The 15,447-nt window shown below is 27.9% G+C and carries 17 protein-coding genes; 3 read left to right on the plus strand and 14 right to left on the minus strand.

Translation table 11 applies throughout. The features are described 5' to 3' along the window. Together yvcK and rapZ are read right to left on the minus strand one after the other, a co-directional pair. Nucleotides 1-972 carry a gluconeogenesis factor YvcK family protein gene (yvcK, locus tag M6G78_RS01630; protein ID WP_253229428.1) on the minus strand — a complete coding sequence of 324 codons (972 nt, stop codon included), beginning with the start codon at nt 970-972 and terminating at the stop codon, nt 1-3. Between the two features lie 21 nt (nt 973-993). Further along, nucleotides 994-1,863: an RNase adapter RapZ gene (gene rapZ, locus M6G78_RS01635; protein WP_138269305.1), complete on the minus strand. Its 870-nt coding sequence runs from the start codon at nt 1,861-1,863 to the stop codon at nt 994-996. Nucleotides 1,864-2,016: 153 nt separating this feature from the next. Between rapZ and M6G78_RS01640 the strand changes: the two genes are divergently transcribed. Then, nucleotides 2,017-2,169, plus strand: a complete 153-nt coding sequence (locus tag M6G78_RS01640) for a hypothetical protein (protein ID WP_171020640.1) — start codon at nt 2,017-2,019, stop codon at nt 2,167-2,169. A 59-nt stretch (nt 2,170-2,228) separates the two neighbouring features. Here M6G78_RS01640 and M6G78_RS01645 read toward each other — a convergent pair whose 3' ends face one another. From M6G78_RS01645 to M6G78_RS01670, 6 genes are all read right to left on the minus strand, one after another. After that, on the minus strand, nt 2,229-2,789 hold the full coding sequence (locus M6G78_RS01645; protein WP_253229429.1) for a chromate transporter: 561 nt from the start codon (nt 2,787-2,789) through the stop codon (nt 2,229-2,231). Between the two features lies 1 nt (nt 2,790). Next, nucleotides 2,791-3,345, minus strand: coding sequence for a chromate transporter (locus M6G78_RS01650; RefSeq protein ID WP_253229430.1), 555 nt, complete (start codon nt 3,343-3,345; stop codon nt 2,791-2,793). A 147-nt stretch (nt 3,346-3,492) separates the two neighbouring features. Further along, entirely contained in the window at nt 3,493-5,589 is a 2,097-nt protein-coding gene (locus M6G78_RS01655) for a sensor histidine kinase KdpD (RefSeq protein ID WP_253229431.1), read from the minus strand. Nucleotides 5,590-5,605: 16 nt separating this feature from the next. After that, a complete protein-coding gene (locus M6G78_RS01660) occupies nt 5,606-6,313 on the minus strand; it encodes a response regulator transcription factor (RefSeq protein ID WP_138269301.1) in 708 nt (235 codons plus the stop codon). A gap of 46 nt (nt 6,314-6,359) precedes the next feature. Beyond that, the gene (locus tag M6G78_RS01665) at nt 6,360-7,007 is read right to left on the minus strand and encodes a TVP38/TMEM64 family protein (protein WP_253229432.1); all 648 of its coding nucleotides are present in this window, start codon (nt 7,005-7,007) and stop codon (nt 6,360-6,362) included. Continuing rightward, complete coding sequence (locus M6G78_RS01670) at nt 7,000-7,614, minus strand: hypothetical protein (RefSeq protein WP_138269299.1); 615 nt, start codon at nt 7,612-7,614, stop codon at nt 7,000-7,002. Before M6G78_RS01670 ends, M6G78_RS01665 begins: the two co-directional genes overlap by 8 nt. Nucleotides 7,615-7,812: 198 nt before the next feature. Here M6G78_RS01670 and rbr point away from each other — a divergent pair, with 198 nt between their 5' ends. Continuing rightward, entirely contained in the window at nt 7,813-8,397 is a 585-nt protein-coding gene (rbr, locus tag M6G78_RS01675; protein ID WP_253229433.1) for a rubrerythrin, read from the plus strand. Between the two features lie 25 nt (nt 8,398-8,422). Here the strand turns inward: rbr and M6G78_RS01680 are convergent, their stop codons facing one another. Together M6G78_RS01680 and M6G78_RS01685 are read right to left on the minus strand one after the other, a co-directional pair. Then, entirely contained in the window at nt 8,423-9,220 is a 798-nt protein-coding gene (locus tag M6G78_RS01680; RefSeq protein WP_138269297.1) for a RecX family transcriptional regulator, read from the minus strand. 15 nt (nt 9,221-9,235) lie between these two features. Further along, nucleotides 9,236-9,922, minus strand: coding sequence for a 5'-methylthioadenosine/adenosylhomocysteine nucleosidase (locus M6G78_RS01685; protein WP_253229434.1), 687 nt, complete (start codon nt 9,920-9,922; stop codon nt 9,236-9,238). 128 nt (nt 9,923-10,050) lie between these two features. On the opposite strand from M6G78_RS01685, the gene M6G78_RS01690 reads away from it, so the two are divergent. Continuing rightward, a complete protein-coding gene (locus tag M6G78_RS01690) occupies nt 10,051-10,608 on the plus strand; it encodes a DUF2179 domain-containing protein (RefSeq protein ID WP_138269295.1) in 558 nt (185 codons plus the stop codon). 27 nt (nt 10,609-10,635) lie between these two features. Here the strand turns inward: M6G78_RS01690 and M6G78_RS01695 are convergent, their stop codons facing one another. The 4 genes from M6G78_RS01695 to typA all read right to left on the minus strand — a co-directional run bounded on the left by M6G78_RS01695 (nt 10,636) and on the right by typA (nt 15,173). Beyond that, entirely contained in the window at nt 10,636-12,063 is a 1,428-nt protein-coding gene (locus M6G78_RS01695; RefSeq protein ID WP_253229435.1) for a M50 family metallopeptidase, read from the minus strand. A 75-nt stretch (nt 12,064-12,138) separates the two neighbouring features. Continuing rightward, nucleotides 12,139-12,666 (minus strand): YgjV family protein, encoded by a 528-nt coding sequence (locus M6G78_RS01700; RefSeq protein ID WP_253229436.1) that lies wholly within the window; start codon nt 12,664-12,666, stop codon nt 12,139-12,141. A 33-nt stretch (nt 12,667-12,699) separates the two neighbouring features. Beyond that, nucleotides 12,700-13,215: a YgjV family protein gene (locus M6G78_RS01705; RefSeq protein ID WP_253229437.1), complete on the minus strand. Its 516-nt coding sequence runs from the start codon at nt 13,213-13,215 to the stop codon at nt 12,700-12,702. Between the two features lie 119 nt (nt 13,216-13,334). Next, nucleotides 13,335-15,173 (minus strand): translational GTPase TypA, encoded by a 1,839-nt coding sequence (gene typA / locus M6G78_RS01710; RefSeq protein WP_253229438.1) that lies wholly within the window; start codon nt 15,171-15,173, stop codon nt 13,335-13,337. Nucleotides 15,174-15,447: the final 274 nt, after the last annotated feature.

Genomic DNA, 15,447 nt, shown 5'->3' on the forward strand with positions numbered 1-15,447 from the left:
TTAATTTTGATTTTTTAAATATTCAACCAATACTTTACTGTTATGCCTTATCACTCCATCTACATAGCTGACAAGATCCAATCCGGTAAACTTATATTTTTTCTTTATTTCATTGGTTAAATTTGCCTCTACAGCTTTAGAATGTTTTTTTCTGTAATTCTTTAAAACTTCTTTATCTATTTTTTCCGTATTGTATATTACTTCATCAAAAATTCTAAGATCTGACGGAATATGTCTTTCAACCTCTGTTACATGTTTTGTAACATCAAACCCATCGGTTTCACCATGCTGAGTCATTATGTTTGTTACAAAATATTTTTTAGCTTTTCTGTTTTTGCTTATAGCATAAGGTATATCAGTAATAAGAAGATTTGGAATAATTGATGTATACAAACTTCCTGGGCTTAAAATTATAATATCCGCATTATTTATCTTTTCAACTGCATAATCATTTACCTTTGCACTGGTTGGAGATAAAAATACCCTTTTTACTTTTGTTTTCATTTTTATTGCCTGCTTAGGTATCTTTGATTCTCCGCTTACAACAGCTGTATTTTCAAGAAGAGCACATAAAGTTACATTATCATTCTTTGTAACAGCAACTACCTCACCTTTAATAGCGAGAACATCGCTTATATCCTTTATGGCTTTAGGGAAACTTTCGCTTATTTCATTTAAAGCTGCAAGAAATAAATTACCAAAAGAATGTTTTTTCAATGCCCCTTTTGTAAATCTATATTCCATAAGTTTTGTCATAGTGGATTCATCTTCTGCAAGAGCGGTAATGCAGTTTCTTATATCCCCTACTGCTAAAATACCAAGATCCCTTCTTAATTTACCGGTACTTCCGCCGTCATCAAAAACTGTTACAATGGCACTGATATTATCTGTATGTTTTTTAAATTCCTTTAATAAAACACTGTTCCCAGTCCCTCCGCCTATTATAACAATATTTTTATTCTTAAATTTCATATAATCACCTTCTTATAAATATTAATATTGGTAATTATCCTTACTTATGTCTCTATGCTCTTCTGTCACCATGTAATTATCTTCGGATAATCTTCTAGCTAACTCACTTGCAATGGCAACAGAACGGTGTCGTCCTCCCGTACATCCTATTCCAATAACAAGTTGAGCCTTACCTTCCTTTATGTAATAAGGAATGGTAAAAGAAATAATGTCATATAATTTGTTCATGAATTCTTTGGTCTGATCAAATCCAAAAACATAATCGGAAACTTCTTTGTTTTTCCCCGTTAAAGGCTTCAAATCCTTTTCGTAAAAAGGATTTGGAAGAAATCTTACGTCAAAAACTATATCTGCATCATGAAGTATTCCATATTTAAACCCAAAGGAACTAACATTAATGGTAAAAATAGACGGAATATCATCAAACCTGCTGTAACAATCATGAAGAATCTTTTCAAAATCTCTTTCTTTAAGCTTTGAAGTATCAATTATAAGGTCAGCCCTTCTTCTAACCTCTTCCATTGATTTCCTTTCTTTTTTTATGGCAACTTCTATTCTGTCATTTCCGGAAATCAAATGTTTTCTTCTGTTCTTTTTATATCTTGAAATAAGTACATCATCATCAGCATCAATAAATAAAATTTCCGCATTTCTTTCTTCTTTTAAATTATCTAAAATAAGACCTATATCATCGAAAAAAGCACTTCCTCTTACATCAAGTACAATAGCTATATTTTCTATTTTAGGCTCGCTTTTATCCAGTAGCTCTATAAATGTATCTATAAGTTTCGGAGGAAGATTATCTACACAATAAAATGCTCTATCTTGAAAAAATCTTAGAGCAACACTCTTTCCTGCCGCCAACATTCCCGCAACAACTATTATTCTCATTTCATACCTCCTTTACTGTTTTATTATATAATTAATTAAGCATCAAAGTAAACTTTAAAATACATATTTAATATAAATTTTAATTTTTTTTTCACTGCATTTTAACTTATAAATGTTAATGTATAATAAATAAATTGTATTAAAAGGCATAAAATGGAAGAATATATTAAAATTATTACTGATGAACTTTTAAAAGGTTTTGACTTGTCTCATATTTATGAAGACATTATAGTAATACTTATTATAATAATTACAATAATGTTAATAATAAAATTAATAAAAATATATATAACCAGTTTAAAATAAGTAAGTATATTTTTTGCTTTTTATATAATAAAAAAATCCATAACAAAAGTTATGGCTTTTTAAAATGGAAAAAGAAAATGAAGAGGTCCGTAAAACAAATACCCCATAACACCCGACAATATAATAAGCATAATAGGATGCATTTTCTTGAATTTAAATTTTAACATTAAAATTATTATTAAAATTATTATTCCAATGTAATTTGTAACTTTTCCGTTTGTAATAAATATTGATGCAAATATGGTAAAAGCAGAAGAAGCAATTGTCCCAACAACTGCAGGTCTAAGTCCTGCAAGAACTGCTTTTACATATTTATTATCTTGAAAATCAAAGAAAAATTTACTTATTATAAGTATTATTATTAGAGATGGCAGAACAACTCCAAGTGTTGCGGCAGCTGCTCCTAAAATTCCTTCTTTGTTAAAACCTATAAATGTTGCAATGTTTATAGCAAAAGGACCGGGAGTAGACTCGCTTATTCCTATAAAATCAATTATATCTGAAACGGTTGCCCAATTATGAGATATAACTTCTGCTTTTATAAGAGGAATCATCGCATACCCCCCTCCAAAAGTAAACAAACCTATTTTAAAAAACACCGTAAAAAGCTGCATTATCATTTTATTCAATGCCTCCTTTTACAAGGTTTAATCCATGAACCAACACACCAAGCAAAGCACATGCAATAAGTACATAAATTACGTTTATCCCAGTAAAAGCGGTTATTAAAAACGAAACTATCAATAACGTAAGATTAAACCAATTGTTTTTTATCTGCTTTGAAAGCTTTAAAGCGGCTTCCAAAATAAGAACTATAACCCCGGCTTGTATACCTGAGAAAATATTGTTTACTATAACATTGTCTCTGAACATGTTAAACAAAACAGAAACTACAATAATAACAAAAAAAGACGGTAACACAACACCCAAAGTGGCAACTACGGAGCCAATCACTCCCTCTATTTTATAACCAACAAAAGTGGCACAATTTATTGCAAGAGGTCCCGGTGTGCTTTGTGAAATTGCCGTTATATCAAGCATTTCTTTTTCACTAATCCATTTTTTATTTTCAACTACTTCCTTTTGTAAAAGAGGAATCATTGCATATCCTCCCCCAAAAGTAAAGGCTCCTACATTTGCAAAAGCCAAAAATAACTCCAATTTTTTGTTTTTCAATTTAAACTCCTTTAGAAAAATATTATGAGAAATAGTTTAAACGAATTTTAGCTTATATATTATAACATAGATATATATATTTATTTTTGTTTATACAAACTTTTTACATAATAAAAAAAGATGAATGTCTAAACATTCATCCTTTAATTATTTATTAAAAATAACCACAGCTTTAAATAAATCTCCGTCAATATCTATTGAAAAACTTCCGCCTTGAGCTTCAACAAAGCTTTTTACTATTGCAAGCCCAAGCCCGCTTCCACTTTCATGTCTTGATTTATCACCTCTAACAAATCTCTCTACAATTTCATCACTTGTAAAATTCATTTGGGCTGCAGAAATATTCTTAAGAGAAATTATAACCTTGTCATCTTCTTCAGTTATATCAATATATACCCTTGTTCCTTCCATGGCGTATTTTGATATATTATTAAATAAATTCTCAAACACCCTGTAAGTTTTGTTACCATCAAGCAAAAGATTTATATTCATATCATAAGTATTCATTATTACATCGAGATTTCTGCTTTCAAATAAATCACTACACTCACTCTTTGTCTGCTCTATTAAAGATACTATGTTAAGTTCCATTAAATCAAGCTTTATATCTCCGCTGTTTACTTTACTTACTTCAAATAAATCTTCTATTAAATTGCTTAATCTGTCGATATATTGGTTTAGCATTTTAAGATATTCTTCTTTTTGTTCATTTGGAATACCCTCCTGCCCCATAAGTTCAACATAATTTTTAATTCCCGTTAAAGGTGTTTTTAAATCATGACTTACATTACTTATAAGTTCTGTTTTCATGTTCTGGGATTTTGTTTCTTCTTTAACAGCTTCTTTAAAACCCTCTTCAATATTTTTAAATTCATCTCTTAATGAATTAAATACTCCCATATCTTCATTCATTTCGTCATTAAAATTGCCTTTTGCAAGTTCATGAGTTGAACTTAAAAGAGTATTATAATTATTATGAATCTCATCTGTCTTCTTTTTAAGCATGAAGAATAAGAAAACAGAATAAATTATTGCAAGTATAGAACCAAATCCCCATAAGAAAGTTAAGAAAATTATTATTAGCATATTCATAAATAAAAATTTCATTAACTTTTTATTTACAGGATACTTTAAATCAATACTTATTAAATTGTTTAATACCTCTTTAACTTTTCTAACAAGAAGAGAAATCAAAGTATCTTCTTTTATAAATCTCCATATACCTTCAACAAATATATATTTTATATCGAAACATCCTATTGCAATAGATAAAAATGTAACTACCCATACAAGAATATTTGAAACCAGAACCATAAAATTAGGATATCTAAGTCCTATTTTATTCATAAGGCTTAAAAACATTCCGTTAATTGAATATCCAGCACAAACAAAACAAGCCATACAGCACATAGTAATAATAAATGAAATTAAAAATAAATTTACCTCTCCTTTAAAACTTATAAATGTTTTAAAAGGTTTAACCTCTTTTACTATATTTGTAGGAGCAAATAAAATAAATATTGCTATTATAGCACTTCCTATAAGAAGACATACTCCGGTAAATGGATTATAATTTTCCCATGAATTAATATAATAGGATATTGCTCCTCCATTATCAGAAAGAACCTTTGGAATTGCATATGTAAAACTCATATTCTTAGGAATATTCATTTTAATTTGATCATACGGTATTGTGTATCCATCAATATAGTAATATTCAACTCCATCTTCAACAACAAAAGCAGAATCTCCATACATTGAAGAAATATAATTATAAGCAGGATACTTTGAAAAATATGAAGCAGAATAATTTGTATCGCTTTTCAAATTACCTTTACTGTCATATGAAAATGACACATAATAAATATTATCATTTTCTTTACTGGCATCAATATCACTTTTTACATAATTACCATTTTCTTTGTTTTTTACGTAATATATAAAATTACTGTCATTTTCAAGTAGTGAAACACTGCTTGTCATATTATCTTCAAAACGTTCATATATGCTGTTTTGCACATTTTCAGGAACATCTTTACCAAAAGAAAAAATCTTAAAATCAGGATCTAATTCCATTGTTTTAGCCAAAGTAAAATATTTCATATCCTCTACTAAATATGAATTGATTACATAAGATTTATCTGTTATTTTTCCTTCAACATTATCATATAATCCAATGGCTATACTACTTAAAAAAACAATCAATACCGTTAACAACGATATAAAAATATATTTTTTTTTCATTAAATATCACCCATAATTATAATTTTTCGATTTTATATCCTACACCCCAAACTACTTTAATGTATTGTGGTTTTTTAGGATTAACTTCTATTTTTTCTCTAAGTCTTCTAATATGTACCATTATGGTTTCAGTACTGATTGCTTTTTCATTCCATACAAGTTCATATATCTGTTCTGCAGAATAAACTCTTCCTGGATTTTTTATAAGAAGTTTTAATATTTCATATTCTTTAACAGTTAATTTGACCTTTTTACCGTTAGCAAAAACCTCTTTTGTGTAGTCGTCAAGTTCAAGTCCACCGACAATATATTTATTGCTTTCTTCTTCTTTTGGAGCATTATTTTTTAAATTTAAAATTTGTTCATATCTTCTAATTTGCGAATTTACTCTTGCAATTAATTCCATTGAAGCAAATGGTTTTGTAACATAATCATCGGCACCTATGTTTAATCCTGTAATTTTATCAATATCTTCAGATTTTGCACTTAAGAATATTACAGGGAAATCATATTTTTCTCTTACTTTCATAACCATGGTAATACCATCCATAACAGGCATCATTATATCTACTATTGCTAAATGGATGTCATTATTTTGTATTATTTCAAGTCCTTCTTTTCCGTTTTCTGCTTCAAATACATTATACCCTTGATTTTTCAAATATATTATTATGGCGTCTCTTATACCTTTTTCATCTTCAACAATTAAAATATTATGTTCCATTTCTCTTCCCCTTTTGTTTTTTATAATTATATTTTATACAACATAATCAACTTTTTGAAGTATTATTTAATTTTTTATAATAAAAAAATCCAAAAACTACTAAAAAAACGGTAATAACACCTACAATAATCGCCATTAAATAATTTTGCTCTCTAATAGAACCTGTTATAAAAGTAGATGTTATAATACTTGGAATTCTTCCGATAGTAGTAACAATAAGCCATCTGTAAAGTTTAATATTGGTTAAAGAAACAAGGTAGGTCATAACGTCCTTTGGTGTTCCCGGAATTAAAAATAAAATGAAAATCCACATTAAATTTTTCTTTTTTTCGAAAAGTCCTTCAACCTTTTTTATTTGTTCTTTTTTAAACATAAGGTTTATTACTTTACTTCCAAAAGTTTTAACAAGATAATATACAACTATTGTCCCTAAAAACGAGCCAATCAAGCATATTATAGTTCCCCATAGGGAGCCAAACATATATCCTGCCGCAAGTTCAATAGGTTCTCCCGGAATAAAAGCAATGAATATTTGAAGAGTTACAATTAAAATCATAAACAATTCTTTTATTCCATGAGGCATTGACTTAGCGTATTCTAAAATCTTATTTATATCTAACGTAAAAAAAATACCAAGCAAAACCAAAACCGCAATTGAAATTATAGAAATTAAAGCTATTTTCTTTTTATTCATAGTTGTATACCAAATTTAGATTATCTTCAAAAGAATAATTCCAAACCCTTTGTGTATTATATAAATTGTTGAGTTCGTAAACACTTCCTTCAAAAACCGTTTCAAACTCATCTCTAAATGCAATTTCACTTGGTCTGATATGCTTACTACCTTTTTCAAAATCTATAATTTCATTCATGTTTAAAATTTCACTTACAAATTGAGAACAAAATTTATAATTTTGTCTGTTTAAAGTAATATTTTTGTTACAAAACATTAATCCTAAAATATCATATTTATATTTAAATCTGTTTTTATACATCATTTCAATAGTATTATTAATTTTGTCAAATTGATGTTTATTTATATTAATTGATACAATTTTTATTTTTATATCTTGATTTCTTTTATATAAACCATCAAAAGGTGATTCCTTTGCAAATCCTGCGGGAAGCATAAAATTTGTATATCTTCTCCCAAAAGAATAAAATTCCCTAAAGTTTTCATCAGTCGAAATCGCAACATGTGTATAAGGCTCTTTTGTCCTTTGATATATTGCCTTTGAAAGCAAAGTATTTGATCTTGAAAACATTAAATAAACTTTATAATTTTTTTCAAAAATTCTCATAATATCACCTCTTTACACGGATATTATAAAAATTATTTCTTATAAAAAACTTGTCAATTTTATTAAAATTTTCTTAAATATTTTTATAATCAAAGTTTTTAAATTAAGACAATAAAATTTTAAACAATAATTTACATATTATTTTTATTTGAATATTAAAACTATTTTTAAGAAAAAATAAAACAAAAGGAGGTTGAAATGGAATTTAAAAATTCTAAAACAGTTAAAAACTTAATGAGTTCTTTTATAGGTGAAAGCGGCGTTTACCAAAGATATTCATATTATGCCAAAAGAGCAAAAGATGACGGATATAAATATATAGAAGATATATTTAACGAAACTGCCATGAATGAACTATATCACGCAAAAAGATTTATGATGCTAATAAATAAAGAACTACCGGGAGCAAAAATAAGAATAAGCGAAAGCGACTATCCGGCATTTCTTGGAACAACTCTTGAAAATTTACAGTTTGCAGCAAAAGGCGAACACGAAGAAGCAACGGCAATTTATCCTTCTTTTGCAAAAACAGCAAAAGAAGAAGGCTTTAATGATGTAGCTGCTTACTATGAACTTATAGCAAACGTTGAAAAATTTCACCATGAAAGATTTGAAAAGCTTAAAAACGAAGTTGAAAATGGATTCTTTACAAGAGAAGATGATACAACATGGGTTTGCCTAAAATGCGGACATAGATATCAAGGAAAAACTTCTCCTAAAGTCTGCCCTATTTGTGCTCATGAACAAGCATATTTCAAACCTATTTTAAATTGTAATAATTAAAAAAAGTGCTTTTAAAGCACTTTTTTTATTCTTCTATTTGACTTTCAATTTCTTCATATACACTGTTTAAAATCTCTTCACTGTACCCTTTATTATAAAAAAATGAATATACTTTATATTTAACGGATTTTATATCTTCACCTTTGTTTAAATATTTATAAAATCTTTTTCTTATTTTTTCTTTTATTTTTTCATTTTCTACTAAGGAATCTTCTTCAGAAATATATTCATCAATAAGAGAATTTACAAGTTTATAATCATATCCTTTTCTTATAGCAGAATTTATTATCTTATCTTTCTTTTCTCTTAAGAAAAGCTCTTTGTGTTTGTTATTTTGTTTTGTAATAAATTCAATTAAATTTTCTCTTTCTTCCTCTTCGCTAAAATACTCATTTAAGGAAGAATATACAATATCAGGTTTTATTCCTTTATTTATAAGGTCATTTTTTATTTTGTTTCTACCCGTAAGTGATGATACTTTTGTTCTTATGAAACTTTGAGAATAATCATAGTCATTTACATATTTAAGCTCAAGTAACCTGTTTAAAATATCATTAATGACAATTTCAGGAAAATGTTTTTTTTCTAAATAAGTAATAATCTCCATTTCACATCTTATGGCATAAGAAAGATAATTAAGACTTAAGTTAAGTCCGCTTTCATATAAATAATCATAGCTTTCTTTTACAAGCTCTTCCATCTCCACTTCATCCATAACAGCTAATTTGTCTATTACTTTTTTGTCAAGCCTTAAAATTATTTCATCATTTAATGTTACGTTATATTCTCTTTTTGTTTTAGATATATTTGTTACTACATCCATAATCTACCTGTCATACTACATTGCTTTTATTATATCGCAAAGAAGAATTGCGCAGTTATCACTTGCTTTTTTCAAGTTATCTCTAAAATCAGTATTTGCACCTTCGTCCGCACTGTCACTTATTCCTCTAATCCCTGCAAAGTTTATTTTGTTTACATAACAAACTTCACCAAGAGAAGCTGTTTCCATATCTGTACAATATCCATCAAATTTTTCAATTAAATATTCTTTATCTTCCTTTGAAGAAACAAATTTATCGGCAGTCATTATGTTTCCAAAGTAAACTTTAAAATCATAATTTTGAACAAATTCTTTCGCTGTTTCGTTTATTTTTTCATATTGTTTAAAATCTTTTATTTCAATGTCAGGTACTTGTCCAATTTCATAACCAAGCCCCCTTACATCCATATCAGACTGGATAGCATTTGTTGCAAGGACAACATCTCCTATATGCATTCCGCCTTTCAATCCTCCTGCAACTCCGCAGTTAATAATCAAATCCAAATCAAAGTTATCGATAAGTTTTTGTGCTGTTAAAGCCATGTATACCTTACCTGTAAAACATCTTACAACTACAACGTCTTTACCATGTAAATTTCCAATAACATAATCCGTATTATTAATATTTTTTATTTTAACGTCTCCCATACTTTCTTTTATGTAATTAAGTTCTTCTTCCATTGAAGCAATTATTCCTATCATACTATTCACTCTCCTTTAATAATTCCTTAACATTATAAAATAAATCAATATTAAAAACAAATTATTTTTCTTTACTTTGTTACATAAAATAGTATACTACAAGTAAGAATATATCTTAGAGGTGAAAAATGGATTTTTTAATTAATTTTTTAACGCAGTCAGGTCCAATCGTTTATATGACGATTTTCTGCCTTAAAGTTCTTGAAATATCTCTTGACACAATAAGAATCGTTTTAATAAATAAAGGTCAAAAAGAACTTGGCAGTCTGGTTGGTTTTGTTGTTATCATTCTATGGATATTTGTTGCATCAAGTGTTTTATCTACACTTCAAGAAGATTTATGGAAAGCTCTATTCTATGCTTTAGGATATGCAGTGGGTATTTATGTTGGAATAGTAATTGAAAAGAAAATCGCTCTTGGATATGTAAGCATGGAAATAAACGTAAGAGGTGTTACAGGTGAAGACCTTGCAAAAACACTTAGAGATAATAAATTCGGCGTAACAATAATGAAAGGTGAAGGTTTTAATCATACAAGATATATTTTAAAACTTCATGTAAACAGAAAAAGAGTTGAAGAAGCTATGAATATTGCATATCAAAACGTTCCCGACTGTGTAATTACAATAAACGATATTGTAACAATGGAAGGTGGATATATGTATGGCGTAAGAAGACGTAGATAAAAAAAAGAAACCATTATGGTTTCTTTTTTATTCTTCCTTATTATCTTCTTCTATTATTCCTCTTTCCAAAGCTTTATCATGAACAAGATGTAAAAGTTCTATCTCTCCATCAATTTCTACTTCATAAGGATAATTCTTTCCAATAACTTTAAATGCATCAAGTTGTTCTCTTGCTTTTTCTTCATCTTTATTATATAAAAGTTCGTATGCATAAAGCTGTCTTCTTCTTGAAATATAATAATTCTGTGTTACAGCTATATATCTTTTTAAATCTTCATCGTATATCTGCGTAATTTCTTCATCCCTACAATCACCAATAAGTTCCAAAAAGAATAACTCGCTTTTTATTTCACTTTTATGAACGCTTAACATATCATCAACGTTATTTAATGAATATTCTATAAGCTCTCTTGCTTTATCAAATTCTCTTTTATCAATTAGATAACATACTCTAAAATTAAACATTGCGCTAACCAAAGGATTTTTACAATTTGCTTTTTCGTCTACTTCAAAAAGCCTTTCATCCATATCCTTATATCTTATGCCTTTTGTAAGAAGACCGTTAATTTTAAGCTGAGCATAAAACGCCTTTTTTGTATTCAAATCTTCATCAAGATAAAGTGCATTTGCACCATCATTGGCTATCCCTCCAACACGTCTTGGAATTCCGTTTAACATTGCAAAATATAAACTTAATGCACTTGCAACTATAAAACCTTCCGAAAGAACTATAATATAAGGAAGAAAAATATATAATAAAAAACAAATTATTCCAAATAATAAATTGAAAATCACACCCCCAAAGCTATATAAAACATAAGGGAAATCATAATCATCACTTTTTATATCAGGAGGAATCATTAAACATTGTCCGCCTGTTCCCGGTATATGATATTTTTTATATGTAAGCCTTTTTCCGCTTTTTATAAACATCATATTTGCTATTCTAAAAGAAGCAAACTTATACCCCGATAGTAGTCCAAAAACAAAATGTCCGCCTTCGTGAATGATAATTGAAACATAAACCAGTACACTTGCCCAAAGCATTAAGAAAAGCAGGCTTTCAAGTCCATGAAAAACTCCAATGCCTTTTATCATAACCATTCCCACAACCAAAGCAAGTGAAAGAATCATTGCTAAATCTGGAAGGAAATCTGCATTTGAATTTTTATTATCTTTTTGATAAATGTTATTTTGAATTTCTTTATCTTCGTTATTTTCTTCTATAAAAGACTTATTATCATCTTCGTAAAGGTTGTTTTCCTTTTTCTTTTCATCCTCTAACTGTTCAAAATATTTTTTTTGAATACTTATATCGTAATTTTCTTTCTCAAGAAGCATTTTATCTTTTTCGACACTGTCTTTTTCATCTAAAATATTCTTATCATCAGTTAAATAAGTCATCAAATAATCATCAAAAGTCTTTGCTTCTTCTCTGTTTTTATTTTCGTCCATACTTTTCACCAATAAATTTAATTTTTAAATATATTACCATATAAACGATTTATTTACAAATAATAAAAGATACCCCTAAAGAGTATCTTCATTTGGTAATATATTATTTTTCTTCTTAGAATTCTTTATTAAATAAATTGATGTTATAACAAATGTAGTAAAATCCGTAAGAGCAGTAGAAATATCTAAAATGCTTATTGAATACATAACCCATAAAAATAAATTTATACATAAACTCATTTTTGTTTCCCTTATGCCTTTAAAGTAAAAACTGCATATTGAATATTCACATGTTGCTATTATTGGCAGAAATCCTATAATACCTCTGTTATTTGATATTAACCCAAAAACAATGGTAGAAACAGTACAAATTATCATTAATTTTTTAGAGTATTTATCTATGGATATAGCATAATTTCTTACTGCTGTTGCAATTAATGCAATTATTCCTGAATATGCTCCCAAAAATAAAGATGAAATAATAAGTAAAAGAGCATTTATTGTTTGAAGAATAAAAAGTGTTTTTCTTTTATCAACTAAACTACTGCTTATCATAAAACAAGTAGCAATTAAAGATATTACATTTCCTATTATTATGTTCATTTATTCCCTCTCAATTTTGTATTTTGTAATATTTTAATTTACCTGTATTTCTTTATTTTCTTTTTTATATTTAAAAATTGATACTGTATTAATTACAAGAGTTGTAAAATCGGATATTCCCGTAGAAAAATCTAAAATACTAAAGGAATATATAACCCACATAAATAAGTTAATCCAAATACTGTACCTTGTTCCCTGTACATCTTTAATGTAATAACTGCAAAATGTATATTGCAGTGTTGCAAGAATCGGAAGAAAACCTATTAATCCCCTATTATTTACAATAATACCAATAACAAAAGACAGTATCATAAAAACAATCATTATATTTTTTGTAAATCTATCTTTTGAAACAATTAGATTTCTTATTGCAGATAAAATAAGAGATGCTACGCCTGCATAGGAAACAAAAAATATAGATGCTACCGCAAGCAATAAAGCATTTATAAACTGAAACATAAAAACCCTGCTTCTGTTATTTACAATACAGCTTAATATCATAAAAAGTGCTGCTATAAAAGAAATTATATTGCCTATTATTATATTCATACTACCTCTAAAAATAACAAAATCAAAAAGAATTATATCACATTATTTTATATAATTCTTTAAAATATTTTAAAAAATTAAAAAATTATTTTATAAAAAAAGAGCCTTTATGGCTCTTTTTAGTTACCCATTTTTTGTTGTTGTCTTTTTTTATTTTCAGCTTTAATTCTAAGTTGTTTATCAAGAATTTCTTTTCTTACTCTTAGATGATTTGGTGTTACTTCCAAAAGTTCATCGTCATTTATAAATTCAAGATATTGTTCCAAACTTAATTGTCTGTGAGGTGTAAGTCTTAATGCTTCATCACTTCCCGCAGCACGCATATTTGTAACTTGTTTTCTCTTACATACATTTACAGTCATATCGTCAGGTCTTGAGTTTTCCCCTACAACCATTCCTTCATAAACAGTAGTATTTGGTCCGATAAACAATGTACCTCTTTCTTGTGCATTGTATAAACCGTAAGTAATACTTTCTCCAGGTTCACTAGCAATTAAAGAACCTCTGCTTCTGCCTTCAAGATCTCCTTTGTATGGCATATATTTTTCAAAGTTTGAATTTACAACAGCAGTACCCTTTGTAGCTGTCATAAGTTCACTTCTGTATCCGATTAGTCCTCTTGAAGGAATCATAAATTCAAGTCTTGTATATTTATCACTTGATTTATCCATATTTAAAAGTTCACCTTTTCTTGTTGCACAGCTTTCTATAACTGTTCCTGTATATTCATCATCAACATCAACAACAAGTCTTTCAAAAGGTTCTAATAATTCGCCGTCTATTTCTTTTGTTATAACAGTTGGTTTTGATACCATAAATTCATAACCTTCTCTTCTCATATTTTCTATAAGAATTGAAAGATGAAGTTCTCCTCTTCCTGATACTTTGTAAGTATCTGCACTGTCAGTAGGTTTTACTTCTAGAGAAATATTTGATAGAAGTTCTCTGAATAATCTGTTTCTAAGATGTCTGCTTGTTACATATTTTCCGTCCATTCCGGCTAGTGGTGAAGTGTTTACGGAAAAGTTCATTGAAAGTACAGGTTTATCTATTTCAACAAAAGGAACAGCCTCTACATTGTCAACAGCTCCGATTGTTTCTCCTATGTTAATATCTGCAATACCTGCTATACATACGATTTCTCCGGCGCTTGCCTTTTGACAAGGAACTTTTTTAAGTCCTTCATAAGTATAAAGTTGAGAAATTTTACCTTTTGTAACATTTCCTTCTTTTCTTGCAATACTTACCATGTCATTTGCTTGAACATGACCTCTTTCAATTTTACCGATTGCAAGTCTTCCTGTGTATTCATCATATTCAATGTTTGATACAAGGAATTGGAAAGGCTTTTCTTCATCTCCTGTAGGACAAGGAATATTTTCTTTTATAGCCTTAAATAATACTTCAAGGTTATCATCTTTTTTTACAGGTGTTTCACTTGCCCAGCCTTGTTTTGCAGAAGCAAAAAGAACTTTTGAATCAAGATAGCTTTCATCAGCTTCAAGATCTATAAATAATTCCAATACATCATCGGCAATTTTTTCAGGTGTTGAATTTTCTCTATCTACTTTGTTTATAACTATTATTACAGGTAAGTTTTGTTCCAATGCTTTTTTAAGAACAAATCTTGTTTGAGGCATACAACCTTCAAAAGCATCAGCAAGAAGAATAACTCCATTTACAAGAGAAAGACTTCTTTCAACTTCTCCCCCGAAGTCAGCATGTCCAGGTGTGTCTACAATGTTGATTTTAATATCATCATAGTATACTGATGTATTTTTAGCTAAAATAGTAATTCCTCTTTCTCTTTCAAGATCATTTGAGTCCATTACTCTTTCATTTACATCTTCATTTTCTCTGAATGTACCGCTTTGTTTAAGCATTGCATCTATTAATGTAGTTTTACCGTGGTCTACATGGGCAATGATTGCAATATTTCTTATATTTTCTTTCTTCATTAATTCATCCTTCTAACTTTTTTTATTTTATAAAATGTGCATAAGCACGCTAATATTCATTAACTAAAAAATTATATCACTATATAAAATCAATGTCAATTTTAAGCACCAACAAAACCTTTAATAAACTTTATATATCCTTATTTTAAAAATTTTTTGAATAAAATCTTATAAAAAGGCAATAATAAAAATAAAATTTATTATTTATTAATTTTTTTATCATTTTAATTTAATATATATTATTTATAATGGCAATGTAAAATATAGAAATATA

It is taken from the genome of Anaerofustis sp. NSJ-163, assembly GCF_024135845.1.
In the GTDB taxonomy this organism is placed as follows: Bacteria; Bacillota; Clostridia; order Eubacteriales; family Anaerofustaceae; genus Anaerofustis; species Anaerofustis butyriciformans.

What these genes read in the sequence shown, in the direction of transcription:
- M6G78_RS01645 (WP_253229429.1), bottom strand. Translation starts at nt 2,789, where the DNA reads ATGATAATGCAGCTTTTTACGGTGTTTTTTAAAATAGGTTTGTTTACT.
- yvcK (WP_253229428.1), bottom strand. Translation starts at nt 972, where the DNA reads ATGAAATTTAAGAATAAAAATATTGTTATAATAGGCGGAGGGACTGGG.
- M6G78_RS01685 (WP_253229434.1), bottom strand. Translation starts at nt 9,922, where the DNA reads ATGATAGGAATAATTGCTTCAATGGAAGAAGAACTTAATTACATAAAA.
- M6G78_RS01670 (WP_138269299.1), bottom strand. Translation starts at nt 7,614, where the DNA reads ATGAGAATTTTTGAAAAAAATTATAAAGTTTATTTAATGTTTTCAAGA.
- M6G78_RS01680 (WP_138269297.1), bottom strand. Translation starts at nt 9,220, where the DNA reads ATGGATGTAGTAACAAATATATCTAAAACAAAAAGAGAATATAACGTA.
- typA (WP_253229438.1), bottom strand. Translation starts at nt 15,173, where the DNA reads ATGAAGAAAGAAAATATAAGAAATATTGCAATCATTGCCCATGTAGAC.
- M6G78_RS01660 (WP_138269301.1), bottom strand. Translation starts at nt 6,313, where the DNA reads ATGGAACATAATATTTTAATTGTTGAAGATGAAAAAGGTATAAGAGAC.
- rbr (WP_253229433.1), top strand. Translation starts at nt 7,813, where the DNA reads ATGGAATTTAAAAATTCTAAAACAGTTAAAAACTTAATGAGTTCTTTT.
- rapZ (WP_138269305.1), bottom strand. Translation starts at nt 1,863, where the DNA reads ATGAGAATAATAGTTGTTGCGGGAATGTTGGCGGCAGGAAAGAGTGTT.
- M6G78_RS01655 (WP_253229431.1), bottom strand. Translation starts at nt 5,589, where the DNA reads ATGAAAAAAAAATATATTTTTATATCGTTGTTAACGGTATTGATTGTT.
- M6G78_RS01640 (WP_171020640.1), top strand. Translation starts at nt 2,017, where the DNA reads ATGGAAGAATATATTAAAATTATTACTGATGAACTTTTAAAAGGTTTT.
- M6G78_RS01665 (WP_253229432.1), bottom strand. Translation starts at nt 7,007, where the DNA reads ATGAATAAAAAGAAAATAGCTTTAATTTCTATAATTTCAATTGCGGTT.
- M6G78_RS01705 (WP_253229437.1), bottom strand. Translation starts at nt 13,215, where the DNA reads ATGAATATAATAATAGGCAATATAATTTCTTTTATAGCAGCACTTTTT.
- M6G78_RS01695 (WP_253229435.1), bottom strand. Translation starts at nt 12,063, where the DNA reads ATGGACGAAAATAAAAACAGAGAAGAAGCAAAGACTTTTGATGATTAT.
- M6G78_RS01690 (WP_138269295.1), top strand. Translation starts at nt 10,051, where the DNA reads ATGGATTTTTTAATTAATTTTTTAACGCAGTCAGGTCCAATCGTTTAT.
- M6G78_RS01700 (WP_253229436.1), bottom strand. Translation starts at nt 12,666, where the DNA reads ATGAACATAATAATAGGAAATGTAATATCTTTAATTGCTACTTGTTTT.